Origin of the sequence: Streptomyces soli, from assembly GCF_003999195.1 — a bacterium.
Classification (GTDB): domain Bacteria; phylum Actinomycetota; class Actinomycetes; order Streptomycetales; family Streptomycetaceae; genus Actinacidiphila; species Actinacidiphila soli.
This window is the reverse complement of sequence record NZ_RJVR01000331.1, coordinates 49515-74705: the sequence shown is the minus strand read 5'-3', so window position 1 is coordinate 74705 and position 25191 is coordinate 49515. Positions and strand designations below refer to the sequence as shown.

At 66.8% G+C, this 25191-nt stretch carries 18 protein-coding genes; 7 read left to right on the top strand and 11 right to left on the bottom strand.

Going from position 1 to position 25191, the window contains the following annotated elements:
• Positions 1-3: 3 nt before the first annotated feature.
• From EFK10_RS39675 to EFK10_RS39650, 6 genes are read right to left on the bottom strand one after another with little or no spacing between them, the layout of a single operon-like run.
• Positions 4-1008, bottom strand: a complete 1005-nt coding sequence (locus tag EFK10_RS39675; RefSeq protein WP_240677760.1) for an aldo/keto reductase — start codon at positions 1006-1008, stop codon at positions 4-6.
• Entirely contained in the window at positions 1005-1382 is a 378-nt protein-coding gene (locus tag EFK10_RS51425) for a nuclear transport factor 2 family protein (protein WP_127360497.1), read from the bottom strand. Before EFK10_RS51425 ends, EFK10_RS39675 begins: the two co-directional genes overlap by 4 nt.
• Before the next feature lie 55 nt (positions 1383-1437).
• Positions 1438-2478, bottom strand: a complete 1041-nt coding sequence (locus EFK10_RS39665; RefSeq protein WP_127360496.1) for an ABC transporter permease — start codon at positions 2476-2478, stop codon at positions 1438-1440.
• Positions 2475-3980: a sugar ABC transporter ATP-binding protein gene (locus EFK10_RS39660; RefSeq protein ID WP_127360495.1), complete on the bottom strand. Its 1506-nt coding sequence runs from the start codon at positions 3978-3980 to the stop codon at positions 2475-2477. Before EFK10_RS39660 ends, EFK10_RS39665 begins: the two co-directional genes overlap by 4 nt.
• Positions 3981-4035: 55 nt before the next feature.
• The gene (locus EFK10_RS39655; RefSeq protein ID WP_127360494.1) at positions 4036-5088 is read right to left on the bottom strand and encodes a sugar ABC transporter substrate-binding protein; all 1053 of its coding nucleotides are present in this window, start codon (positions 5086-5088) and stop codon (positions 4036-4038) included.
• Entirely contained in the window at positions 5085-6350 is a 1266-nt protein-coding gene (locus EFK10_RS39650; RefSeq protein ID WP_127360493.1) for a mandelate racemase/muconate lactonizing enzyme family protein, read from the bottom strand. The genes EFK10_RS39655 and EFK10_RS39650 overlap by 4 nt, the downstream gene beginning before the upstream one ends.
• A 394-nt stretch (positions 6351-6744) precedes the next feature.
• On the opposite strand from EFK10_RS39650, the gene EFK10_RS39645 reads away from it, so the two are divergent.
• On the top strand, positions 6745-9162 hold the full coding sequence (locus EFK10_RS39645; protein WP_127360492.1) for a glycoside hydrolase family 95 protein: 2418 nt from the start codon (positions 6745-6747) through the stop codon (positions 9160-9162).
• Positions 9163-9351: 189 nt separating this feature from the next.
• On the opposite strand, the gene EFK10_RS39640 is transcribed toward EFK10_RS39645, so the two are convergent.
• From EFK10_RS39640 to EFK10_RS39630, 3 genes are all read right to left on the bottom strand, one after another.
• The gene (locus EFK10_RS39640) at positions 9352-10125 is read right to left on the bottom strand and encodes an SDR family NAD(P)-dependent oxidoreductase (protein ID WP_127360491.1); all 774 of its coding nucleotides are present in this window, start codon (positions 10123-10125) and stop codon (positions 9352-9354) included.
• A gap of 16 nt (positions 10126-10141) precedes the next feature.
• Positions 10142-10465 carry an SMP-30/gluconolactonase/LRE family protein gene (locus tag EFK10_RS39635; protein WP_240677759.1) on the bottom strand — a complete coding sequence of 108 codons (324 nt, stop codon included), beginning with the start codon at positions 10463-10465 and terminating at the stop codon, positions 10142-10144.
• Between the two features lie 149 nt (positions 10466-10614).
• Positions 10615-11547 carry a LysR family transcriptional regulator gene (locus tag EFK10_RS39630; protein WP_127360490.1) on the bottom strand — a complete coding sequence of 311 codons (933 nt, stop codon included), beginning with the start codon at positions 11545-11547 and terminating at the stop codon, positions 10615-10617.
• Positions 11548-11681: 134 nt separating this feature from the next.
• On the opposite strand from EFK10_RS39630, the gene EFK10_RS39625 reads away from it, so the two are divergent.
• Positions 11682-12884: a mandelate racemase/muconate lactonizing enzyme family protein gene (locus EFK10_RS39625; protein WP_127360489.1), complete on the top strand. Its 1203-nt coding sequence runs from the start codon at positions 11682-11684 to the stop codon at positions 12882-12884.
• Positions 12885-12944: 60 nt separating this feature from the next.
• Here the strand turns inward: EFK10_RS39625 and EFK10_RS39620 are convergent, their stop codons facing one another.
• Both EFK10_RS39620 and EFK10_RS39615 read right to left on the bottom strand, forming a co-directional pair.
• Positions 12945-15275 (bottom strand): glycoside hydrolase family 95 protein, encoded by a 2331-nt coding sequence (locus tag EFK10_RS39620; protein ID WP_127360488.1) that lies wholly within the window; start codon positions 15273-15275, stop codon positions 12945-12947.
• 99 nt (positions 15276-15374) lie between these two features.
• On the bottom strand, positions 15375-16529 hold the full coding sequence (locus tag EFK10_RS39615) for an ROK family transcriptional regulator (protein ID WP_127360487.1): 1155 nt from the start codon (positions 16527-16529) through the stop codon (positions 15375-15377).
• Between the two features lie 411 nt (positions 16530-16940).
• On the opposite strand from EFK10_RS39615, the gene EFK10_RS39610 reads away from it, so the two are divergent.
• The 5 genes from EFK10_RS39610 to EFK10_RS39590 all read left to right on the top strand — a co-directional run bounded on the left by EFK10_RS39610 (position 16941) and on the right by EFK10_RS39590 (position 25173).
• The gene (locus EFK10_RS39610) at positions 16941-19025 is read left to right on the top strand and encodes a fibronectin type III domain-containing protein (protein ID WP_127360486.1); all 2085 of its coding nucleotides are present in this window, start codon (positions 16941-16943) and stop codon (positions 19023-19025) included.
• 319 nt (positions 19026-19344) lie between these two features.
• Positions 19345-20367, top strand: coding sequence for a carbohydrate ABC transporter permease (locus EFK10_RS39605; protein ID WP_127360485.1), 1023 nt, complete (start codon positions 19345-19347; stop codon positions 20365-20367).
• A gap of 11 nt (positions 20368-20378) precedes the next feature.
• The gene (locus EFK10_RS39600) at positions 20379-21314 is read left to right on the top strand and encodes a carbohydrate ABC transporter permease (RefSeq protein WP_127360484.1); all 936 of its coding nucleotides are present in this window, start codon (positions 20379-20381) and stop codon (positions 21312-21314) included.
• Positions 21315-21478: 164 nt separating this feature from the next.
• On the top strand, positions 21479-22831 hold the full coding sequence (locus EFK10_RS39595) for an ABC transporter substrate-binding protein (RefSeq protein ID WP_127360483.1): 1353 nt from the start codon (positions 21479-21481) through the stop codon (positions 22829-22831).
• An 80-nt stretch (positions 22832-22911) separates the two neighbouring features.
• Complete coding sequence (locus tag EFK10_RS39590; protein WP_127360482.1) at positions 22912-25173, top strand: alpha-galactosidase; 2262 nt, start codon at positions 22912-22914, stop codon at positions 25171-25173.
• Positions 25174-25191: the final 18 nt, after the last annotated feature.

Below are 25191 nucleotides of genomic sequence, written 5' to 3'. Positions count from 1 at the left end.
TCTCTACTCTGGGCAGGGCGCATCGGGCCGGATCAGGTTATCCGCGCGAAGGTCAGCCCAGAGGGCCGAGGGGATGTCGACGGACAGGAGCCCGAGGTCCATATCGAGTTCGTCGAGTGACCTGGGCCCGAGCAGCACGCTGCACACCTGGGGGTGGGCAAGAGGGAACTGCACGGCGGCAGCGGCCATGGGGATGTCGTGGCGGGCGCAGATGCTGCGGATGCGGTGCGCACGTTCCAGGACTTCCGAGGACGCGGGAACGTAGTCGAAGGTGGTACCCGGCTCCGGGTCGATGAGGATGCCGCTGTTGAACACTCCCCCGGCGACGACCGAGGTCTTGCGCCGTGCGCACATGGGAAGGAGTTCGTCCATCCCGGTTTGGTCGAGCAACGTGTATCGGCCGGCGAGGAGGATGACGTCGAGGTCGCAGTCGCGGACGAGTTCCGTCAGGACCGGGGTGCGGTTCATGCCTGCGCCGATGGCCTGCACCTTGCCGTCGGCCCGCAGCTTGCTCAGCGCGTTGTACCCGGTGGTGCTTGCCTGCTCGAAATGCTCGTCGGGGTCGTGCATGTGAAGGATGTCGAACCGATCGACACCGACGCGCTGCATGCTTTCCTCTACCGACTGGCGGACACCTTTCTCACTGAAGTCCCAAACCGGGCCCGCGGACGGGACGTCCTTGTAGAACGGTTCCCCGTTGAAGTACTGACTCTCGTCGCGGGGCGCGTCTTCGCGCAAAAGCCGGCCGACCTTGGTGGAGATCACGAGTTCCTCGCGGGGAATGCCGGCGATCGCCGCTCGGACGCGCTGTTCAGCGAGGCCGTGTCCGTACAGCGGGGCGGTGTCGAGGTAACGCGTGCCGCGTTCCAATGCTCGCGTGATGACCGCCGTGGCGTCTTCGTCGCTGATGGGGCGCAGGAAGTTGCCGAGCGAGGCGGTGCCGAGTCCGATCCGCGGCACGCGCAGCCCGGTGTCTCCGATCTGCTGGGTCGCGTACAAGTCGATCACTTCTGGCCGCCTGTCGTCGGGAACTGCGTGGGGTCGAAGTAGGCGCGGACCGACGCGAATTTTCCGTCGTGTACATGCACGACGTTGACGCCTCGGATGGGGATCCGCACGCCGTCGTGGTCGATGAGGACCGCTTCCCATTCGAGGCACGCCTCATCACCGGAGCTGATTTCGTGGGTGATGGTTACTTCCAGGCCGGGGAAGGCGTCGCCCATGCCGTCGTAGAAGGTGCGGATCTCGGCGTGGCCTTTGAGTGGACCGGATACGGGATGGAAGACGGCGTCCTCATGGAAGTGGGACAGGATACGCGCGATGTCTCGGCTTTCCTCGGCGCGCCAGTAGGATTCGGCCACTTCTCGTGGGGTGGCGGACATGGGCAGTCCTCCCTTTCTCTCGTTGTTGTTGTGGGCTTGGCTCTGGTCAGCGGCTTCAGTGGCGCTGCCGTCTCAGGATGGTGCGCCAGGTATGCCGGAACACCTCGTCGATGCCGACGGCGAAGATGAGCACACCGCCTTGGACGATGTTCTGGTAGAAGGTCGACACGCCCAGCAGGTTGAGGCCGTTGTTCAGGACGCCCACGATCAGGACGCCCACGATCGAACCGATGATCGTTCCCTGTCCGCCGGTGATGGCGGTACCGCCGAGGACGACGGCGACGATGACGTCGAATTCGAAGCCAGTGCCGGAATTCGGGTCGCCGGTGGCGATGCGGGAGTTCATGAGGATGCCCGCGACGCCGGCCGCGAGGCCGGACAGGATGTAGAGCGTGACTCGGGTACGGTTGATCGGGATTCCCGAGAGGCGAGCCGCCTCTTGATTTCCTCCGCTGGCGATGGTCCACCGACCGAGGATGGTCTTGCGCTCGACGAAGATCATGATGAGGGCGATCACGGCGAAGATCGCGACTGGGACGGGGACCGGTCCCACGGCAGAGGTTGCCAGATTGTTGAAGGAGAACGGCACACCGGTGACCGGGGATCCACCAGCGACGACGTTCGCCAGACCCCGGCCGATGTACATGGTGCCGAGCGTGGTGATCACTGGGTTGATCTTCATCCCCACGATGAGGAAGGCGTTGAGGGCTCCGATGACGCCGCCGGCCAGGACGCCCATGAGAAACGCCCATCCGAGAGGCCAGTGGGCGTCTGCGACAAACTTGGCGGCGGTGACGCCGGCGACCGCGATGATGGAGCCGATGGAAAGGTCCAGGCCGCCGGCGATCATGACGAGAGTGACCAGGCAGGCGGACATCCCGATGAAGGAGATCTGGCCGAGGACGTTGGTGATGTTCCGGGACGTCGTGAACTGACTGGTCGCGAAGGACAGCCACACGCTCAGGACGATGAGGATGCCGATGTTCATGACCAGCGTCTTGCTCGTGGGCCGCGCGAACCAGATCCCCAACCCGGCCCGCATCGGGGACCTTTGTGCTGGGACGGTGTCGTCGGCGACGCTTTCAAGACTGGTCATGCTGCCTCCCCGTGCGCCGCGCGCAGCAGCGCCTGTTCGGAAATGTCATTGCTGGTGTAGGTGGCGGCGACCGCACCGTGGAAGAGGACGATGACGCGATCGGACAGGCCGAGTACCTCGGGCAGTTCGGAGGACAGCAGCAGCACCGCCGTGCCGTCCGCGGTCAGCTCCGAGATGAGTCGGTAGATCTCCTCCTTGGCGCCGATGTCGACTCCGACGGTGGGGTCGTCGAGGATGAGCAGGCTGGAGCCGCCGAGCATCCATCGCCCGAGAATGACCTTCTGCTGGTTTCCGCCGGAGAGTGCTGCGATGCTCTGACCCGTCGATGCCGCCTTGAGCCGAACCCGCCCAGCCATCTCCTCGACGAGGTGGCGACGCTGCCGGTTGCGAATGACACCCCATTTGGTGGAGAGCCACGGCTTCCCCGAGCTCATGTTGTCGGTGATCGACAGCAACGGGAACATCGCCTGGGTGGTGCGTTCCTCCGGCACGAGGCCGATGCCCGCACGGGCGGCTCGATAGGGATTCCTCTTGCGCCCGGTCGGCGCGGTGGGTGTCTCGATCATGCCGCCGTCGATCGGGTCGGCTCCGTAGATGGCGCGGGCGAGTTCGGTACGGCCAGAGCCGAGCAGTCCGTAGACGCCGAGGATCTCGCCGGCGTGCAGGTCGAAGCTGACGCCTTGGAGCCCGCTCGGGGTGGTCAGATCTCGCACCCTGAGCGCGATCTCCTCACGGGCATCGGAGGTCTTGCGGAAGACGTGGGAGGCGTCGCGGCCGATCATCAACTGGATGACGTCGGCGGTGCTCGTCCCGGCGGCGCTTTTGGTGCCGACGGTTCGGCCATCGCGCAGGACGGTCAGCCGGTCGCTGACGGAGAGCACCTCTTCCAGCCGGTGCGAGACGTAGATGATGCCGATGCCGCTGTCGCGTAGCTCGAGCAGCACGCGATGCAGGTGCTCCACCTCTTCGGTTCCCAGTGAGGCGGTGGGCTCGTCGAGGATCAACAATTTCGTCTGCTGCAGCAGCGCACGAGCGATCTCGACGAGCTGTCGCTCGCCGGCACTCAGGCTCGCGGCGGTCCGGTTCAGGTCGATGCTCATGCCCAGACGAGCCAGGACTTCGTTGGTCGCCTGCCGCTGCCGGCCATCGCGGAGATAGCCGAACAGCCGTTGCTCGTTGCCGAGTACGACATTCTCCGCGACGGTCAGCTGCGGAACCAGGTTGGCGTGCTGGAAGATGACGCTGATGCCGCGGCTCATCGAGTCGGCTCGCGAGCCGAACTCGACGCCCTCTCCCTCGAATGTGATCGTTCCCGAGTCGGGTTTGACGGCGCCGGCGAGGCTCTTGATCAGGGTGGACTTACCGGCCCCGTTCTCGCCGAGGAGCGCGTGGATCTCTCCGCGCTTGACCACGAGGTTCGCACCTCGCAGCGCCTGAACACCGTCGTAGCTCTTGGTCAGCTCGTCGACCACGAGCAGGTCGGTGCCGCCTGCCGTGTCCATAGTGACTCCTCCGTGTTACTCGTGTGTCCGTAGGCACGTCGCGCCGGGTATCGGCTCAGTTGCCGACACAGGGCAGATTCGTTGTCGCGAAGTACTCGGACTTGTTGAAGTCGTTCGCGGCGGTGCAGTCGGGCCCGAGCGGCTTGTCGGGGACGCTGAGGGTGTGGTTGCTGTACGCCGGGATCTTGCCGCTGATCATCTGCTCCATGGTGTCGATCAAGGTCTTGGACACCTCTTTAGGGGTCAGCCCGAGATCGGCCATCAGGGGTGAGGTCGGGTCGGTCAGCGCGCGCAGTTCCTCGTCGGTTCCATTGATGCTGTAGAAGTAGGTGTGGTCGGGCTTCTTGTTTGTCGCCCCGCCCAGGCCCGCGGACTTGAAGGCTTGCAGGGCTCCCATCGCCATGTCGGAGTTGCAGCCGGTGGCGATGTTGTAGCCCTTGTCGCGCTGCAGGGCATCCTGTGCGACGGTCACCGCCGTGTTCCGATCGGCCCCGCCGTTGACGGTCGTGATCTGGGCGTTCGGTGCGACGGACTTGACTCCCTGCTCGAAGGGCCCCATCCGGTCGTCGGAACAAGAGGAGACGCCGGTGATCGTGACGATCAACACCTTGACGGGCTGTCCCGGGAAGTACTTCTGAACGTATTGGGCGGCGGCCTTGCCGGCGGCCTCGGTCTCCGTCTTCTCCTCCAGCCCGACGTACGGTGCGGTCACTCCAGTCCCGAACGGGATCGCCCAGCCGAGTACCGGAATTTTCTGGGCCTGAGCCTGCTTGACGAGCGGAGCTGCGACGTTCGCGTTGGCCGGCTGCATGATGATGCCGTCGACGCCGCGGGCCTGCAGGTCCTGCATCAGGTTAGGTGCGTTGGTGCCCTGCCCCTGCTGATTCTCGAAGATGATTTTGATGCCCAGGCTGTCGGCGTACTTCTGCATCTGCTTCTGCTGGGCGATCTGGTAGGCGTCGGTGTCGAAGAGGATGTCGCCGATCACCAACTTCTTGCCGCTGCCGGATCCCCCGTCGCCCGGGGAGCTCCCGCTGCCACACGCGCTGAGGAGCAACAAGGCGGCCAGTGTCGAGGCCATAAGAGCAAAACCGGTCCTGCGCTTCACTGTGCTTCTCCTTCGCTACGGGCGTTGATCGTTGGGAGCCGGTGTGGCTTGGCGGCGGTACCGCCCTGATCGGTGACGCGGCCGACACCGCGGATCTGCCATTGGCGGCGGGCGTCGCGATGGATGGCCGTTGACGCGCCGGGAAATTGTGGACGCTCCAGGTAGCCCTCGTGCACCACGCTGCGTTGCTCGAACGCGTCCTGCGTCCACGGGATGAACTCGACCAGCGGTGGCACGTCACTCAGCGCCGTGCCGACGAGGTGCTGGTGTACCTGCATCATGTCGCCGGCATGCGGGGCGATCCGCAACCCGCGCGCGGCCGCGTGCTGAGCGACCTGAAGCCATTCGGTGACACCGCCGACTCGGGTCACATCCACCTGCACCACGCGAATCGCGTCGGCCGCAATGAAGCTGGCAAAGTGATGGTAGGAGTACAGGCTCTCCCCGGCGGCGATGTCGACGCGCGTGTCCCGTTGCAGCCGGGCGTGCCCGTCCAGAGCGTCGGCATGCAAGGGTTCTTCGATCCAGTCCATGCCGACCTCTTCCAGAACCGGCAGAAGCCGGCCGGCCGTCGACAAATCCCAGCGCTGGTTTGCGTCGCACATCAGCGTGATGTCGTCGCCGATCGCTCGGCGAACTGCCCGTACCCGCTGGGCGTCCTCACGCCAGTCAGACTTGCCAACCTTGACTTTCACTCGATGCCAGCCGCGATCGATCAGCGAGTTCACATCCCGCACCAGCGTGTCGACCGGATAGTTCAACCAGCCTCCGTCGGTGTTGTAGGTCTCGATCGCCTCGGCGCTGCCGCCCAGCAGCCGCCACAGCGGTACCCCGGCCCGTTGCGCCGCGAGATCCCACAGCGCGATGTCGACCATCGCCAGTGCCATGTGCACAACGCCGGCCCGGCCGAGCCAATGGGTGGGAAGCCAGTACAATCGCTTCCAGGTCCCGAGAATGTCCTCGGACGCGGCTCCAAGCAACGCGGGCGCGTAGTAGCGGCTGATGACGTCGCACAGCAACTCCGGACCGCAGTGCACCCCGGAGATGCCCGTTCCGACACGTCCGTCCGCGGTGCGGATCTCGACCACCGGAACGATCCAGGACCGCAGCGACGCTGTGGAATCGGCGATCGGCTGCTTGAGGGGCACGGCCAACGCATAGGTCTCCACGGACGTGATCACAGAACCGGCGTCGCCGGGCGGTAGGTCCACCAGCGCTGGCGACAGCACGCCGAACGCGTCGGCAGAGGCGTCTAGTCCCATCCCTATCCTTCCTAAACGTGCGGTGCACGCTGCCCAGAGGTTCGAATACGGAACACATTGAGTCACGGGAAATATGCGCGTAACAACGACGACTTTGGGATTTGGGCCATCCGCAATGGGAATAACGCCCGGTCGCGGCGGCCGGAGGCCGCATCGGGGCAGAGCCGGAACCTCCCCACGCACCTCGCCACGGTGCCGGGTCGGCGCCGCCAGCACCAAGGTGAGGCACACCTGAGTTGAGCCGAGGCCGACGCCACTGACATTCCACGAATACATGGGATGTCCTATGCGAATGTCAGGGACCTTGAGCTGCCTAATCAGTGGATCTATGTTGCTCCTGCGTTTCTGGACAGCACCTGATGCGTATCAGAACTCCCCAGGAGGAGTAGCCCTCATGAGCTCACGCCAGCCTGCCCGCCCTCAGTCTCCGAGTCGTCGGAGCTTTCTTGCGCTGACCGGCGCCGGTGCCGCGGGATCCCTCGCCGCTTTCGCTGGACTCCCGGCCTTCACCGCCGCCGCGGCCGAGCCGGACCGGCCCGCCACCGATCCCCGGGTGGACGACAGCACGGCGGTGTGCCTGTGGTATACGGCGCCCGCAGCCGCGGACAACATGATCCAGCAGGGCCTGCCCATCGGCAATGGACGGCTCGGCGCCCTCGTCAGCGGGGACCCCGCCAACGAAGCGCTCTACATCACCGACGCCACCCTGTGGAGTGGCGGCGGGCGCAACGACGTGCTCAGCAGCGACGGCCAGTTCCCCTATGACCCGGTGACGTTCGGCTCGCTGACCCAACTCGCCCACCTCACCGTCGAGATACCCGGCCACACCCTGGACTCCGTCACCGGCTACCGCCGCACCCTGGACCTCAGCAACGGCCTGGTCACCGCCTCCTACACGCAGAAAGGCGTGACATACCGGCGCGAGGTGTACGCCAGCCACCCTGATGATGTCGTGGTCGTGCGCTTCTCGCAGAGCGGCGGCGGCACCTACACCGGTCGGATCACCCTGGCCGGCACCCACGGCGAAAACAACGTCGCCAACACCTCCGACGCCAACGCTTCCTTCGGCGCCACCTTCGACAACGGCCTGCGCTACGGCGCCGCCATCACGGCGGTCAGCCGCACCGGGCAGGTGGAAGTCAACGCCGCCGGTGTGGACTTCACCGGCTGCGCCGACCTGACTGTCATCTTCAGCGGCGGCACCGACTACTCCCCCGACTTCTCCCGCGGCTACCGCGACCCGTCCGTCGATCCTCAGGCTCTGGCCCGGGAAAAGGTCTCTGCGGCAGCCCGCCACGCGCCCGATAGCCTGCGTAACACCCACATCGCCGACTACCGCCGTCTCTTCGACGCCATGACGCTGTCGCTCGGAACCTCGACCAAACAGCAGCGCCAACTCGACACCTGGACCCGCCTCCAGGCCCGCGCCCAGGACGGCGCCGCACCCGATCCCGAACTGGAGGCGTCCTATCTTCAGTTCGGCCGCTACCTGATGATCTGCGGCTCGCGTGACAGCTTGCCGATGGGTCTGCAGGCGTCGTGGATCGACACCAACAGTCCCGGGTGGATGGGCGACTATCACACCGACATCAATATCCAGATGAACTACTGGATGCCCGACCGGACTGGCCTGCCCGGCTGCTTCGACGCGCTTACCGACTACTGCCTGGCCCAGCTGCCCTCCTGGAGCGACAACACGGTGCGGCTCTTCAACGACCCGCGCAACCGTTTCCGCAACTCCTCGGGCAAGGTGGCCGGCTGGACCATTGGCATCTCCACCAACATCTACGGCGGCTCAGGCTGGCAGTGGCACCCGGCGGGGAGTGCCTGGCTTGTGAACACGATCTTCGAGCACTACGAGTACACGCAGGACACCCGGCTGCTCGCTCGCATCTACCCGCTGCTCAAGGGCGCCTGCGAGTTCTGGGAGGCCCGGCTGGTGACCGTCACCGTCACCGACCCCGTCACCGGACAGCCGCGCGAGGTCCTCGTGGACGACAAGGACTGGTCACCCGAGCAGGGACCACAGGACGCCTTGGGCATCACCTACGCTCAAGAACTGGTGTGGGCGCTGTTCACCAACTTCCACACCGCGAGTGCGACACTCGGCAAGGACTCGGCCTACCGGCGGGTCATCGACGGCCTGCGTGACCGCCTCTATCTCCCGCAGGTCAGCCCCACCACCGGCTGGCTGGAGGAGTGGATGACGCCGGACAACCTCGGCGAAGTCCAGCACCGCCACCTCTCGCCGCTCATCGGCTTCTTCCCCGGCGACCGCATCAGCCTGGAGTCCTCGCCCGCCGACCTCATCACCGGGGTTCGGAACCTGCTCGTCGCCCGCAGCACGGCCCCGTACGGCTGGGCCAACGCCTGGCGTGCCTTGTGCTGGGCCAGATTCAAGGACGGCGAGAAGGCGTACGAGATGATCCTTACGAACCTGCGGCCCTCGACGGGCAGCACCGACGGAACGGCCCTCAACCTCTTCGACATCTGGCCGCTCGATTCCACCAGCAGCATCTTCCAGATCGAGGCGAACTTCGGCACTCCGGCGGCGGTGGTCGACATGCTGCTGTACTCCCGCCCCGGCCGGATCGAGTTGCTTCCCGCGCTGCCCGACGCGTGGGCCGAGCACGGGCAGTTCACCGGTGTCGGCGCCCGCGGCGGCTTCACCGTCGACCTGTCCTGGAGCAACGGCAAGGCCAGGGAAGCGGTGATCCGCAGCGTGGGCGGCCGTACCACCGAGGTCGTCGCCGGCGGAGTGACCCGGACCGTACGGCTGGGGCGCGGCGAATCGGTGACGTTGCGCTGGTAGACGATGACGTCGTCGGTTGGTCCCTTGTGCGCTCGCTTGTAGTGGACGCGAGAGGCAACGCCACCGGCGGTATGGAGTCGGCCACCCGCATGATGCGGGTGGCCGAACACCTGGAGGTCGCCGCTTCGTGGTGCTGCCAAGACGCTCAAGGGTCAGGTGCCGGGCCCTCGGCAGCCGGCGGCAGGTACGTCAACGAGGCAGCACTACGGAGGTCAGCGCTTCCATGGCCTTGAGCACCTCCTCCTGGAACCGCTCATCATGTGCGAGGGGAAGTGGTTCCTGCTCTTGCTGGTGGTAGAAGTAGCGGCCGGTGACCGCGGCCCGTGGATCGTCGGCGACCGCAAGCCAGATCTGCGTGACGTGCCCCAGCGACAGGTCGTCCGGCGCGTTGTAGCCCGCCATCTTCGTCGGCACCCATCCTGGCTCCATCGCGTTGGCGAGGACGTCCGGCCAGATCCGCGCGACGGCGAACGCCAGGGTGATCATGGCGAGCTTGCTGTCCGCGTAGGCCTGCTCTGCGTCCCACGAACGGGTTTCCCAGTTCATGTCCCGCACGTTGGCAGTGCCTCGAAGGTGCATACCGCTGGTGACGTAGACCAGCCGCTTCGGCCGTTCGATCAGAGCAGTCAGCAGGAAAGGGGCCAGCGCGTTGATGGCGAGGACGTGCGCGTTGCCGTCGCGGGTGGTGATCTTCTTCGGTTCGTTCGATCCGATTCCGGCGTTGTGGATGACTGCGTCGAAGCGTCCGAGCATGTTGGCCTGCCGGGCTACGTCGACGGTCTCCTGGCGGTCGGCCAGGTCGCCGGTGATGACGGCTTCGGCTCCGGCGAGCAGATCGCTGACCTCCTCGGCCCGCCCCTCGCTTCGTACATGGGCGGTCACCGCATGCCCGTCAGCGATGAGGGAGCGTGCGGCAGCCAGCCCCAGGCCATCGCTGGCCCCGGTAATCAGTACGCGTGCCATCGAAACTCCTGGCGGTTCAAGCGCGGAACGGCTGCACGGGAACCCCCGTGGTGCCGGTCTCGCCGACGAAAACGGATCCTGACATCGCCGGTTCCTTCCGAGACAGCCCGTTGCACGCAGGGGTGATGTACAGACGGCCGTCCGGACCGAAGGCACAGCTCGACGGCTGCAGGACGGGCACCGGAACGACCCCGACCACGCGCCCGGTCGGATCGTATCGGCGTACCTCACGTCCTCCGTGCCGGCCGGTGTGAGGATCGAAGACGGGTCCCTCGCCCACGTCCGACGTGTCGCTGCGAACCGCGACATCGAGATCCGAGTAGGTCCGAACACTGGCCATGCCGACTCCGTCCTTTGCTTTTCCACAGCCGACAACCGCGCTTCTGTCCGGTTGCAGGTTACTGCGGACCAACCTCGCCCGGGACAGCGACCACGTCAATGGTGAGTCACGGATGGCCGATATCCGCACTGCGAATAGTGCAGGGTGATTCAGGGCGGCGGAATAGCCGTTGTGCCCTCTGGCCGAGGTGCTCGGATAGCCGCGCGGATAAACGCCTGGGCAGCCGCGCCCAAGGGACGTTCCGAATGCCACCAGATGCCGACATCCCGGTATCGGTTAAGGTCGCGGATGGGCCGCATTTCCATGCCCTCACGCTGGATCATCACCGCACCCAGATAGTTGATGATTCCGATACCGTGTCCGGCTCGCACCATGGCGCCGAGTGTGGTCGGCTGATGGGAAATGGTGCCGTAGGGGGCGACCATGTCCTTTACGCTCAGCTCGACTTCGGCCTCATAGCCGACCACCGTGTTAGCAAGCGGATTGCCAATGGTGATTACCCGCTGATTCGCGAAATCGCGCAGGTCGACTTCGCTCTTTTCGAGCAGCGGGTGGCCGGTCGGCGCGAGCATGACGAACGGTTCTCGCCACAGCGGCCGCATGGTGAACGCTTGATCGTGAGGCTCGGGCCGGATCGGACGGAGCGCCACCGAAACCCGACGCTCGGACAGTGCCGCCTCGATGAAGCCGACATCTCCGTCGAGCACCGCGACATGGATCTGCGAATGCTCTTCCCACAGCTTGGTGATGACGCCTGGGAGAAATTCGGAGCTTCCGCTGGCAAAACTCGCGACGCTTACGGTTCCCGAGATGGTTCCGCGGTCGGTCTGGCGCGCAGTGACCAGTTCGTCGGCGGCCGCGAGGACGGCCCGAGCTCTGGAGAGCAAGGCACGGCCGTCGTCGGTGAGGGTGAGCGGTCTTATCCGGCGTTCGATCAGAGAGCATCCCAGTTCGCGTTCGAGACTCGCGATGTGCGCCGAGACCCGCGGCTGCGACAAGTGCATGTGCTCGGCTGCTCGCGTGAAGCCGCCGGCGTCCACGACTTCAACCCACGTGCGCAGCCACGCCAGCTCAAGTGCCATTTACGAAACCTCCTCAGCGCAACAGTTAGACGACTGTCGGCGCAAGTATCCATCGGGGTGACATCTGCGCGGCAGATCACCCGCATCCGCATCTCGGCGTTGACGAGCCCCAGCCGCCATGGCCGACTGGAGGAATGACCGATCAGACTCCCTTCGGTACCGCCCGCGGGCTCCTGTCCGCGCACGGCGCCGACCTCCTGCGTGGCGACGACGGTGCCGTGATCACGTCCGTCGAGACGTACGCCCTCGCCGTGCCCCTCAAGAGGCCCATCGCCGACGCCACGGCCGCCCTGGCGCACTGGACAGTGCCCGTGGTGGAGATCCGCACCGCCGACGGCCGTGTCGGGACCGGGATCTCCGGTATCCACTGCGCCCCTGAGCTCCTCTCCGACGTGATCACCTCGTACTACGCCGACGCTCTCCTCGACACCTCGTCGGAAGATATCCTGGGCACCTGGAAGCGCCTCTACTGGCTGCCGACGCATTGGATGGGCCGGGCCGGCGTCATCCACATGGCCTTGGCGATGGTCGACATCGCCCTGTGGGACCTCGCCGCGCAGCGGTCGGGCGTGCCCCTGTGGCGACTTCTCGGCGGGACACCGGACAGCGTCGAGGCGTACAACACCGATGGGGGCTGGCTCAACCTTACCGATGCCGATTTGGTCCGGGACCTCACGTCGCTGATCGACCGAGGATGGTCCCGGGTGAAGATCAAGGTGGGCCGCCCCGACTGGAGGGAGGACGCACGACGGGCGCGTGCCGTCCGCCGGGCGATCGGAGACGACGTCACGCTGATGTGCGATGCCAACCAGCGCTGGGACCTGTCGACGGCGAACAAGATCATGCCCGCCCTTGAGGAAGTGGCGATGGACTGGGTCGAGGAGCCGTTCCACGCCGACGATCTCCAGGCGCACGCCCGCCTGCAGGCGTCGACCCGGCTGGATGTCGCTGCCGGGGAGAGCATCTACTCCTACCACCAGTTCGCCTCCTTCGTGGCGGCGGACGCCATTCGGGTCGTGCAAGCCGACGTCACCCGCGTCGGCGGCGTCACGGAGTGGCTGCAGATCGCCAGCCATGCAGCGTCGAGAGGACTGCGCTTGGCTCCACACGCCGGCGACATGATGCAGGTGCACCAGCACCTGGTGGGCACCGTCCTGTCCGAAGTGCCTCCCCTCATCGAGTTCATCCCGTGGACCCAGGAGGCGTTCGTCGAGCGGAGTGTCGTCCGCGAAGGCTTGATGGAGCGCCCGCAGAGTCCCGGCGCCTCGACCGCCATCGATCCGTCCGCAAGGGCCCGCTGGCAGATTCCGGGAGTGGGAGGCACCAGGACGGTGTGACGGCATCCATTCCACTTGGCGGTCAGATCGCCCAGTGACCATCGGGGGAAGCGGTTGTCGTCAGCTCAAGCTGACGACAACCGCTTCCCCTTTGTCGAGCGTCGCCTCAATGATCTCCTGGCCGTAGCGCAGTCGGGTGCTTCCGGCGGTGGAGGATTGGATACGCGCGGCGTCAAGGCGCCCGTCGCGCCAGCGAAGATCGACGGTGAAGCCTCCGCGGGCCCGCAGTCCGCAGATGTACCCGTCCCGCCAGCTCGCCGGGAGTGCCGGCAGCAGTTCGATCTGGTCGCCATCGGACTGCAGCAGCATCTCAGCGATCCCGGCGGTCCCTCCCGCGTTGCCGTCGAAGGAGTAGATGTTCTGCGCCGCCCCGGCCACCCCGCCGGCGGAGTAGGACATCAAGTTGGCCTCGCTCGCGTCGGTGATCAGGTTCGTGAGGTGCGCAAGGGCCTGGTCGCCCTTGAGCAGGCGGGCGAAATAGACGGTGAAGTTAGCCTCGACCCATTCCGTCTGCTCCCAGCCTGGGGCCTGCTGCCTGCGCTCGATCGTGACCTCCGCGGCACGTGCCAGGGCCGGCGTGTCCCGCGGCGTGACCTGCCGTTCCGGGAAGAGAGCGCTCAGATGCGAGGTGTGGCGGTGGCTGGGATCGGCCTCCTCGAAGTCGTGCAGCCACTCCTGCAGCTGTCCGTGCCGCCCGATCTGGAACGGCGGCAGCAAGCGGCGCGCCGAAGCGATCCGGGCCCTGAGCTCGACATCGACATCGAGTAGCTCAGCGCTCTCGGCGCAGATACGCAGCACGGCCTCTACGAAGACCCGGTCGGCGGTGGATCCCATGGAGATCGAGCACCGGCTGCCGTCAGGCGCCAGATACCAGTTCTCCGGGGATTCCGACGGGCCGGCGACAAGCCAGCCGTGTTCCGGCTCCGCCACCAGATAGGCCAGGAAGAACTCGGCGGCCTCCCGGAAGACCGGGTACACGCGCTCACGCAGGAAGACCTCGTCGCCTCCGTACTCGTAGTGCTCCCACAGTTGGAGGGCGATCCAGGCCCCTCCCGTCACGTTCAAGCCCCACCCGATGCCCGAACCGGGTGCGGTGTAGCCCCAGGCGTTGGTGACGGTGTGCGCGACCCACCCGGGGGCGCCGTACAGCGCTGTGGCGGTCGTACGCCCGTGTGCGGCTGTGGTCTCGATGAGGCGGAACAGCGGCTCCTGGCACTCGGCGAGGTTTGTCGGCTCGGCCGCCCAGTAGTTCTGCTGCGTGTTCATGTCGAGGTGGAAGTCGTTCGTCCAGGACGCGCTGCTGGCCAGACCATCGTTCCAGAGTCCCTGGAGGGCCAGCGGGAGAGGTGAGTTACGGCGGGAACCGGCTACGGTCAGGTAGCGGCCGAACTGGAAGTACAGCGCGACGAGTCCGTCATCGGCTTCCCCAGAGGCGAACCGGGCACGGCGTTCATCGGTCGGCAGAGCCGCCGCATCCGCCGGTGCACTCCCCAGATCAATGGAGACCCGTCGCATCAGGCCCTGGTGATCCGCGATGTGCGCGGCGCGGACCGCCGCGTACCCGGCGTCCAGGGCCGCTGACAGGAGTGCGTTCGCCCGGGACGCCGGATCGTCGCCCGCCCAACTCGTACCGACGGCGACGTAGACCACTGCCGAGTCCGCGCCCTCCAGGTGCAGCGTGTCGTCAACACAGCGGACGGATCCACCCTCGGCTTCGAGGCGTGTATGGATCTCCAGGGCGACACCCTGCTGTCCGTTGCTGTGCAGGTTCTCATAGGCATGGCCGCGAAGGACGACGCCGGTGTCAGTGGCCACGATGCGTCCGGGAATCACCCCGTCCTGGATCGCGAGGGAGAATCCGATCGAGCCTGGCCGGTCGGCGGTGAGACGGACCGCGATGAGGCCGTGCGGATTCGAGGCGAGCACGGCGCGCGTGATGCGTGCGCCGTCCTGTTCGTAGGTAATGGATGCGACGCCCGTGTCCAGATCCAGGGTCCGGCGGTAGTCCCGGACCGGAGTCTCGGAGAGGAATTCCAGATGCACCTCGGGCAGGGGCAGGTTGGTGCCGAACGACTCCGGCCTGCCCAGGAGGTGCTCGGTGGCGAGCCGCTGTGCCGCCCCATGGCGGCCTGCGAAGAGAAGTTCGCGGATGTGCGCGAGGTACTGCTGTGCGGTGGGGCTCACATCGGACGTCGACGGCTCGCCGGACCACGCCGTCGACTCCGACAGCTGGATTCTCTCCCGGTCGGTACCTCCGTAGACCATTCCGCCGAGGCGGCCGTTGCCGATGGGGAGCGCCTCGAACCAGCGGGTGGCCGGGCGGGCGTACCAGAGAGCGCCGGACGGAATGTCGGTGATGCGGGATATCCACTCGGAAGCAAGGTTGAGCATGGCATGCACTTTCCAGGAGGTGATGGAACCGGACGGCCGGCGGTGTTGGTGGTTCGCCGGACCAGACGAGATGTGGAGGGCGGACGTAATCCGGAAGCGTCAATTGGTGGGGGCGAAGAGGTGCTGGGCGGCGACCGCGGCCCCGCCGCGGGCCCATTCCTCGAAGGGCAGCGGCCTGACCACAAGGTCGCAGTCGGCGGCCGCACCGAACGCTTGAGCGCCGAAGGTCTGCCGGATCTGGTCCTCGTAGAGGGCGTAGGGGGCCACGCCCTCGCCGGAGATGATGATGCGTTCGGGGCCGATGAGGTTGGCGACGGAGGCCAGTGCGAGTCCCAGGGCGTGTCCGGCCCGGGAGAAGACGGCGCGTACGGCGGGGGCGCCGGCGTGCGCGAGTCCGACTGCTTCGTCCATGGTCAGGGTGGGGTTGCCGCTGGCCTGGCGGGCTTGTTCGGTGACGGCGTGGGTGGAGGCGACGGCTTCGACGCAACCGGTGTTGCCGCAGGTGCATACGCGGTTGCTGCCACCGACCGGCAGATGTCCGAGCTCCCCTGACACCCCGTGCGCACCCGACACCACCCGGCCGCCGATGGACAACCCGCAGCCGATGCCGGCGCCGACGGTGACCAGCGCGAAGGACGACAGGCCGGCGCCGGCGCCGAACCACTGCTCGGCGACGGTCAGCGCCCGTACGTCGTTCTCGATCACCGTCGGGATGCCGGTGGCGGTCTCGACGAGCTGGGCGAGCGGCACCCGGTGCCAGTTGAGGAACGGTGAGTACTGCACGATGCCGTTCTGCCCGTCCACGTCCCCGGAGATGGTGACGCCGGCACTGTGCACCACGCCCTCCTCCAGCGCGCCCACGTCGCTGCGCAGCCGCTCGATCAGCCGGGCGATGGCGAGTACGACGGTGCCCACATCACGCGAGGCGAAGGCGGCCCGGGCGGTGGCGAGCGGCTGCGCGGCGAGGTCGGTGACGACGCCGATCAGCTCGTCCGCCGTGACCTTCACGCCGAAGAAGCGGGCGCGCCGCGCGCGTACCGAGATCAGTGTGGCGGGGCGGCCGTGTGCCCGCTCCACGGCGGGCCGACCCAGCTCGGTGATCCAGCCGTCGGCCAGCAGGCGAGTGGCCACCTTGGTGACCGCGCCGGGCGACAGCCCGGTACGGCGGCCGACCTCGGCCCGGGTCAGGGGGCCGTGGGCGAGCAGGGTTTGGAAGACCAGGGCGGCCGCGGGCGGCTGGTCGGCGAACATCATTCGGCGACAATACATTTCCACCGGAAAATAAGAAAGCCGTTCCGTCACGCCCGGATAGTGGCTTCTTCATCCACTATCCGGCCAGTGGGGACTCATTCCTTTGACGAATATTCATCATTCGTGTTGCGCAATATGTTGACGCTGGAAGGAAACCCTGACTACATTCGCCGCACCTCGCTTCAGGTGGATGAGACGGTCCTCCGATGCAGGTAGCAGCCGGTTTCCTGCCCAGCCGACCGCGTTGTTGTCACCCTCCGGTGGTGCTCCGGGACGACCACCACTGAGAGGGGTACGGGGGCAGGCCCGAACTGCCCCAGCCAACCAATTCGTCATGCGGCTGACCGTGCATGGGCACTACAGGGACTCGTCAGGGGCCCGCTGTGCCATTTCGCGCCGAGATGGAGTTAACCCATGGTTCGTCCAGCAAGACCCGCATATTCGTCACACCACAGACCGCGATCCAAGAGCATCAGGCTACGTACCCTGCCCGTCATCGCAGCCACCGCCCTCGCGGCGTCGTTCGCAGTGCCGACCGCCGCGTCCGCGGCCGCACCCTCTCACGTCAGTGAGGGCCACGGCGACACATCTGTCCTGGCCGCCAAGCCGTACATGGGCTGGAGCAGTTGGAGCCTGGAGGCAACCAGCTACCCCGGCTACGGCGGGTTCAGCTGGCTCACCGAGGCCCACATCAAGCAGCAGGCCGACGTGATGGCCTCGAAGCTGAAGTCACACGGCTACGAGTACGTCAACGTCGACGCGGGCTGGACCAACGGCTTCGACCAGTACGGCCGCCCGATAGCGAACAGCTCCACGTTCCCCGACGGCATGAAGTCCCTGGGGGACTACGTACACGCCAAGGGCCTCAAGTTTGGCCTCTATCTGGCGGTCGGCCTCGACCCCGGGGCGTACAACGACGGCAAGACCCCGATCTACAACGCACCCGGCTGCACGACCGCAGACGTTGTCTACCCCGACCTACGCAAGACCAATGGGTGGACATCCGCGTACCAGATGGATTTCAGCAACCCGTGCTCGCAGAAGTACATCGACTCCGTCGCCGATGAACTGGCCGACTGGGGCGTGGACTTCCTGAAGGTCGACGGTGTGGGCCCGGGCTCGTGGCAGGGCGACGCGGCCCACGACAACACCTCCGATGTGAAGGCGTTCCACACGGCGCTGCAGCAGACGGGCCGCCCAATCCAGCTCACCTTGTCATGGTCGCTGAGCCACACCCAGGCCGACGTGTGGAAGGCCAACTCCAACGGCTGGCGGGTCGACACCGACGTCGAGTGCTACTGCAACTCGCTGGTGACGTGGAACAACTCCGTCAAGGGGCGCTGGAACGACGTCGTCCAGTGGATTCCCGACGCGGGCCCCGGCCACTGGAACAACCTCGACGCCCTCGACGTGGGCGTCGGCGCCATGGACGGCATCACCGATACCGAGAGGCAGAGCTACGCCACCTTGTGGGCGATCGAGTCCGCGCCGCTGTACTCCGGTGACGACCTGACCAAGCTCGACTCGTACGGCCTGTCGCTGCTCACCAACGACGAGGTCATCGCGGTCGACCAGGCCGGCAACCCGGCCAAACCGGTCAGCCAGACCAGCGACCAACAGGTCTGGTACGCCCGCAACGCCGACGGCAGCTACACCGTGGCCCTGTTCAACTTGGGGGCCGGCTCCATCGACGTCACCGCGGACTTCTCCGACCTGGGTATCAGCGGCAAGGCGTCGGTACGCGACCTGTGGAGCCACAAGAACCTCGGCAGCGTCTCGGGTAGCCTCACCGAGAACCTCCCGGCGCACGGCTCGCGGCTGTTCACGTTCACCCCGAAGAGCAGCAGCGCGCCCGGCACCCCGCTCGCCGTGCACGGCACCGCCTCCACCGCGAGCAGCGTGTCACTGGCCTGGGACAAGGTGAACACCGGCACCTCACCCGCCACCGGCTACACCGTCTACGCGAACGGCACGAAGGTCGCCACCACCAGCGGCACCTCCACCACCGTCAGCGGCCTGAGCGCGGCCACCGACTACGCCTTCACCGTCGTCGCGCACGACGCCAAGGGCCGGAGGTCCGTCCCGAGCAAGGCCGTCGCCGTCACCACGCCGGCGGACGGCGGGCCGACCGGCTACGAGGCCGAGGCGTCGGGCAACACCCTCACCGGCAGCGCGAGCGCCGTCGACTGCTCGGGCTGCTCCGGCGGCAAGAAGGTCACCAATCTCAGTTGGGGTTCCGTAGCCGTCAACAACGTCACCGCGCCCAAAGACGGCACCTACCTGATGAAGCTCGACTACGTCGACGGCGACTCCAGCCGAATCATCGACATCACCGTGGGCGACAAGACCATCCAGGTCCCGCTGTCCGGCACCAACGAAAACACCTGGGACACCGCGCAGTCCATCACCGTGTCCATTCCTCTGAAGGCAGGCAGCAACACCCTGACCTTCACCAACCCGACGGACTGGGCACCCGACATCGACAAGCTCACCGTCTGACAACGCCGAGTCCGGCCGATCACGGGTGGTCAAGGCGTCGCTCCCCCAGCTGGACGCCGGGTGGGGTTCCCCCGGCCGAAGACTGGGGGAACCCCAGGCACGGTGCATCGCAAGGCGCCGGAGCGCTTGCACAGCGGCTCTGTTCGGGCGTCTCGGCAACGCCGGGGGCCGCGCCTGGGGCCCTCCCCCAGCCGCCAGGCTGGGTGGGGCGGCGAAAGGGCCGCTCGTGATCGGACGGACACGGCTAAACGCCATCTGACTCGCCCTCATCGTCTCACCCGCTGCACGCGCAACACCACAACACGCAAAGGAGAGTGCCGTGGTGGTCACACCCCAGGGCAACCACATGACGCCGGTGAAACCGCCGTCCGGCGCAGCCGGCGCGGTGGCCACCACGGCCACCTCACCGCTCACGAAGAAGGACGGCAAGCTTGCGAAGGTGCGGCGGGGCACGCCCACCAGGTCGGCCGCGGCCCGCCGCAGGGACCTGCCGGTCGCGCTGCTGCTCATCATCCCGTCGGTCGTCGGCTTCCTGATCTTCTACGCCTACCCGACCTTCCGCGGGATCTACCTCAGCTTCACCGATTTCCACGTCCTCTCCCCGCCGAACTGGGTTGGCCTGGCCAACCTCCGCGAGATGATCCACGACGACGTCTTCTGGCACTCGCTGTGGGTCACGGTGTACTTCGTCATTCTGTCGGTGGTGTTCGGCACGCTGGTGTCGCTGGTGACGGCCGTGGTGCTGCACCGGGTCACCCGCTCCTCGGCACTGCGCGGCGTCATCCTGCTGCCGTTCCTGATCTCCAATGTGATCGCCGCGCTGGTGTGGCAATGGATGCTCGACCCCCAACTGGGCATTATCGACATGGCGTTGCAGCATCTGACCGGCCACTCCATAGACTTCTTCGGCAGCGGCAACTGGGCGATCCCCGCCCTCGCCGCGATCAGCGTCTGGAAGTGGATGGGCTATTACGCCCTGCTGATCTTTGCCGGCCTGCAGACCATCCCGCCGACCATCTACGAAGCCGGCCGGGTCGACGGCGCCGGCGAGTGGCAGATGTTCCGCCGCCTGACCGTGCCCTTGCTGCGCCCGATCCTGGTGATGGTCGTCGTGCTGACCGTCATCAACTCCTTCCAGGTCTTCGACATCGTGCAGGTCACCACCAAGGGCGGCCCGGCCAACGCCTCCAACGTGCTGCAGATGTACATCTACAACAAGGCCTTCAGCCAGTTCGACTTCGGCTACGCCGCGACCATGTCGCTGGCCCTGTTCGCCCTGCTCATCGCGGTCACCTTCACCCAGCTACGGCTCGCCCGCGCCAACGAATCCGACCTGAACTGAAGGAGGCTGTCATGGCCGTCACCCTCGCACCCACGCGGAACGGGCAGCGCCCGAGTTCCCCAAGCCGGTCCCGCAAGCTCTCGCCCGGCCGGATCGTGGCGTGGACGTACCTCGCCGTCGTCGTGGTCATCACGCTCTTCCCGTTCTACTGGATCCTGCGCACCGCGCTGTCCAACAACTACTTGCTGGCAAGTCATCCTTCTTCGCCGCTGCCGGTCGGCTTTACCTGGGGGGCCTTCGAACGCGCCCTGGGCATCGCATCCCCCGCGCAGGCCCAGGCCCAAGGCGGCTCCGGCGCCTCCCTCGACATCCCCCTGTACCTGCGCAACTCCGTGATCTACGCGACCAGCCAGACCGTCCTGATCGTGCTGTTCTCCTCCGCCGGCGCCTACGCCTTCTCCCGGCTGCACTGGCGCGGCCGCAACCTCGTCTTCAACGTCCTCATCAGCGCCCTGATGGTTCCCGGCGTCTTCATGCTGCTGCCGAACTTCGTGTTGATCAAAGACCTTGGATTGACAGACACCTTTGGCGGGCTGATCCTGCCCGGGGGGCTTTTCCAGGCGTTCACGCTGTTCTTCCTGAGGCAGTTCATGCTCGGGCTCAGCAGCGAGATCGAGGAAGCCGCGATCATCGACGGCGCCGGACCAGTGCGGATCTTCTTCCGGATCGTCCTGCCCATGTCATCCGCACCGATCGCGACGGTTTCACTGCTGATGTTCGTCAACGCCTGGAACGACTATTTCTGGCCGTTGCTGGTCACCAGTTCCCAGAACGTGCAGCCGCTGACCCTCGCACTGGGCGTGTTCAAACAGTCCTCGCCGACAGCCGCCCCCGACTGGGCCGGACTGATGGCCGCCGCCCTCATCGCCGCCCTGCCGATGCTTCTCCTCTTCCTCGCTTTCGGCAAACGCATCGTCAACTCCATCGGCTTCTCCGGCATCAAGTAGACGAGTCCACCGAGTGCTCCGGCACTCGCGGCGGCGCTGTCGCCGCCGCCTTCGACGCCCTGATCCAGGGCACAGGCCCAGAGCCGCCCAAAGGCCGTCCAGTGCGCTGACCTCCTCACCGCTCTTCTGGACAGTCGACCCACTCAAAGAAAGTGAAAGAAGAAATGACGAGAGTTCGCAAGGTCGTGACGCTGGGCGCTGCCCTCACCCTGGCCGCCGTGGTCTCGGCCTGCTCCGGCAGCAGCTCCAGCTCCGCCTCCGGCTCCAAGACCGTCAACTGGTGGACCTGGGACGACAAGCAGGCCGCCGCGTACAAGGTCTGCGCGACGGACTTCGAGAAGGCCAACCCCGGCGTGACCGTGAAGATCTCGCAGTACGGCGTCACGGACTACTTCACGAAGCTCACCGCCGGGTTCGTCGCGGGCAACGCGCCCGACGCCTTCCAGGACAGCGTCACGTACCTCCAGCAGTACGCCGACCAGAACCAGTTGCTGCCGCTGGACAGCTACATCAAGAAGGACAACTTCGACCTGTCCCGCTTCTCCGTCGGGGTGGACTCGTGGAAGTACACCGACGGCAAGCAGTACGGCCTGCCGCTGGACTGGGCCGCGGCCGGCCTGTTCTACAACGCCGACATGCTCGCCAAGGCGGGCTACACCCAGCAGCAGGTCGAGACGCTCAACTGGAACCCCGACGACGGCGGCACCATCGGCAAGATGATCGCCCACCTGACAGTGGACACCAGCGGCCGCCGCGGCGACCAGCCCGGCTTCGACAAGAACCACATCAAGACGTACGGCTTCGGCCAGATGGCGGCCAAGGACTTCCTGGGCCAGACCACCTGGAGCCCCTTCATCTCCACCACCGGCTGGCGGCTGACCAACAACGGGAGCTGGCCCACATCCCTGAACTACAACGACCCGCAGTTCGTGAAGACGATGGACTGGATCCGTACCCTGGTGAACAAGGGGTACGCGCCCAAGCTCGGGTCGACCGTCGCCTCGGACATCGACCTGATCTCCTCCGGCAAGGTCGCCATGGAGACCAGCGGCTCCTGGGAGGCATCCACCCTCGCCAAGATCCCGAACCTCAAGGTCGGCATCGCCCCCACCCCACTCGGCCCCGACGGCAAGACCCGCTCCGTGATGAGCAACTCCAATGGCAACAACATCTGGGCCGGCACCAAGAACCCCGACCTGACCTGGAAGTGGGTCTCCTACATGGGTTCGGAAACCTGCCAGTCCAAGGCGTCGACGACCGGCACCTTCCTCCCGTCCATCCCCGCTTCCATGGACGCCTCCGCGAAGGCTCTCAAGACCCAGGGCATCGATCTGTCGGTGTTCACCGACATGCTCAAGAACAAGATCCTCTACCCGGCCCCTGACCTCCACAACGGTGCGGCCCTGCAGGCCGCGGTCGAGCCGCTGTTCGAGGCGTACTTCTCCGGTCAGAAGAGCGACAGCGTCTTCGCACAGATGCAGAGCCAGAGCCACACCGTACTCACCCAGAAGAACTGACGCACCGCGTCTGTTGACGTTCTGCGGCCGGAGGTGCCTACCCACCGCACGTCCGGCCGCGGATCAGGAAAGGTCTCTCCATGCCCACCACCCCCGCGCGGATCATCTCCCTGCGCGCGGCCGGCACCTGCTTCGCCGTGGAACTCACCGAGCCGGTGCCCAGAGTCCTCCACTGGGGCGCGGACCTCGGCGAGCTGACCGACGCGGACTTCGCAGCGCTGAGCCTGACCGCCGAGCCCGCGATTCTCAACAACTCCGTGGACGTCCCTCGCCACTTCACCGTGTGGCCCACCGAGGCCGACGGCTGGTCGGGCACCCCCGCCCACCACGGCCACCTCGCGGGCACCGCTGCCGCCCCCCGGCTCACTACGACCGGCACGACCTATCGTCAGGAGTCGGACGGCAGTGGCGAGATACAGGTCGAATTGACCGACGCTTCCTCCGACCTCGACATCACCCTCACCTACACGCTGGACCCCTCCGGGGTTCTCTCCGTCACCTCGGGAATCACCCGCCGTACCGAGGGCGATCCGGCGCCGTACGACCTCGCGCAGGTCCTCACGCTTCTGCCGTTGCCCCGACGCGCCACCGAGATCCTCGACTTCACCGGCAAGTGGAGCCGGGAACGTTCGCCCCAGCGGCGGACCATCGCCCACGGCGTCCACTCCCGCGAGGTGCGGCGCGGCAAGCCGGGCCTCGACTCGCCCTACCTGCTCGCCGTCGGCGTGCCCGGCTTCGGCTTCGGCGCCGGCGAGGTGTGGGGGGTGCACGTCGGCTGGAGCGGCGACCAGCGCTACCTCGTCGAGCAGCTCCCGGAAGGCGCGGGCACCCACGCCTCCGTACTCGGCGGTGGCGAGTTGCTGCGGGCGGGCGAGATCCGCCTCGCGCCCGGTCAGACCTACCGCACCCCGGCCTGCCACTTCGCCTGGTCCGCCGAAGGACTCGACGGCCTCGCCGACCGCTTCCACACCTTGATGCGGGGCCGGCCCAACCACCCGTCCGCGCCCCGCCCTCTCGTCCTCAACAGCTGGGAGGCCGTCTACTTCGACCACGACCTCGACCGGCTGCTGCGGCTGGCCGACCGGGCCGCCGAGGTCGGCGTCGAGCGCTTCGTGCTGGACGACGGCTGGTTCTCCGGTCGCCGCGCGGACAACGCCGGGCTCGGCGACTGGACGGTCGATCCCGGCGTCTGGCCGGACGGGCTGGGCCCGCTGGTGGACCACGTACGCGCCCTCGGCATGGACTTCGGGCTGTGGGTCGAGCCGGAGATGGTCAACCGCGACTCCGACCTGGCCCGCGAGCACCCCGACTGGGTGCTCGGCCCGGCCGCGGGCGTCGGCCCCTCCGCCCGCAACCAGCACGCTCTGGACGTCGCCAACCCCGAGGTGTTCACGTACCTGCTCAAGTCCCTCGACAGGCTCGTCGACACGTACGGCATCGCGTTCCTGAAGTGGGACCACAACCGCGAGCTGCACGAGGCGGTACACGGCACCGACGACCGCCCAGCCGCGCACGCACAGGTGGACGCCCTCTACCGGCTGCTGGACGCGCTCAAGGAACGCCATCCCGGTCTGGAGATCGAGAGCTGCGCCAGCGGCGGCGGCCGGATCGACCTGGGCATCCTCGCCAGGACCGACCGGGTGTGGGCCTCGGACTGCAACGACCCCGTGGAACGCCAGTCCATCCAGCGCTGGACGGCCCAACTCCTGCCGCCCGAGCTGATCGGCGCCCACTTCGGCCCCTCGCCCAGCCACACCACCGCCCGGAACAGCTCCGACGCCTTTCGGCTGACCACCGCGCTGTTCGGGCACCCCGGCATCGAGCAGGACATCACCCTGTGCCTGCCCGAGGAGCTGGCCCGGCTCACCGCCTGGACCGCGCTCTACCGCGAACTGCGCCCCCTGCTGCACGGCGGGCGTACGGTCCGCGCCGACCTGGAGGACGAGGCCCGGCTGCTGCACGGCGTGGTCGCCCACGACGGGTCGGCCGCCCTCTACTGCTGGGCGCGCCTGACGACTTCACCCGAAGGCCAGTCAGGACGGGTACGCCTGCCCGGACTCGCCGCCGACACCCGCTACCAGGTACGGGTACGCACCGACCTCGGCCTGCCCTCCTTCCACCAGACCAGCAGCCCGGCCTGGCTCACCGAAGCGGTACAGGGCTGGATCGAACTGCCGGGGGCCGTGCTGGCAGTCGCCGGAGTACCCATGCCGACCCTCAACCCCGGGCAGGCTTTGCTGATCGAGGTGCGGCGGGAGGAATGTCCTGCGGGTTCGCCGGAACAGGGGTCGCGTAGAGCTTGCTCGGACGGCATGGGCAGAATCACCAAAGTGTGCCCATAGCGTGCCGGGTACCCGACG

Coding starts and splice junctions, on each gene's coding strand:
- EFK10_RS39595 (WP_127360483.1), top strand. CDS start 21,479: ATGACGAGAGTTCGCAAGGTCGTGACGCTGGGCGCTGCCCTCACCCTG.
- EFK10_RS39620 (WP_127360488.1), bottom strand. CDS start 15,275: ATGCTCAACCTTGCTTCCGAGTGGATATCCCGCATCACCGACATTCCG.
- EFK10_RS39600 (WP_127360484.1), top strand. CDS start 20,379: ATGGCCGTCACCCTCGCACCCACGCGGAACGGGCAGCGCCCGAGTTCC.
- EFK10_RS39625 (WP_127360489.1), top strand. CDS start 11,682: ATGACCGATCAGACTCCCTTCGGTACCGCCCGCGGGCTCCTGTCCGCG.
- EFK10_RS39650 (WP_127360493.1), bottom strand. CDS start 6,350: ATGGGACTAGACGCCTCTGCCGACGCGTTCGGCGTGCTGTCGCCAGCG.
- EFK10_RS39640 (WP_127360491.1), bottom strand. CDS start 10,125: ATGGCACGCGTACTGATTACCGGGGCCAGCGATGGCCTGGGGCTGGCT.
- EFK10_RS51425 (WP_127360497.1), bottom strand. CDS start 1,382: ATGTCCGCCACCCCACGAGAAGTGGCCGAATCCTACTGGCGCGCCGAG.
- EFK10_RS39645 (WP_127360492.1), top strand. CDS start 6,745: ATGAGCTCACGCCAGCCTGCCCGCCCTCAGTCTCCGAGTCGTCGGAGC.
- EFK10_RS39610 (WP_127360486.1), top strand. CDS start 16,941: ATGGTTCGTCCAGCAAGACCCGCATATTCGTCACACCACAGACCGCGA.
- EFK10_RS39660 (WP_127360495.1), bottom strand. CDS start 3,980: ATGGACACGGCAGGCGGCACCGACCTGCTCGTGGTCGACGAGCTGACC.
- EFK10_RS39665 (WP_127360496.1), bottom strand. CDS start 2,478: ATGACCAGTCTTGAAAGCGTCGCCGACGACACCGTCCCAGCACAAAGG.
- EFK10_RS39615 (WP_127360487.1), bottom strand. CDS start 16,529: ATGATGTTCGCCGACCAGCCGCCCGCGGCCGCCCTGGTCTTCCAAACC.
- EFK10_RS39635 (WP_240677759.1), bottom strand. CDS start 10,465: ATGGCCAGTGTTCGGACCTACTCGGATCTCGATGTCGCGGTTCGCAGC.
- EFK10_RS39590 (WP_127360482.1), top strand. CDS start 22,912: ATGCCCACCACCCCCGCGCGGATCATCTCCCTGCGCGCGGCCGGCACC.
- EFK10_RS39630 (WP_127360490.1), bottom strand. CDS start 11,547: ATGGCACTTGAGCTGGCGTGGCTGCGCACGTGGGTTGAAGTCGTGGAC.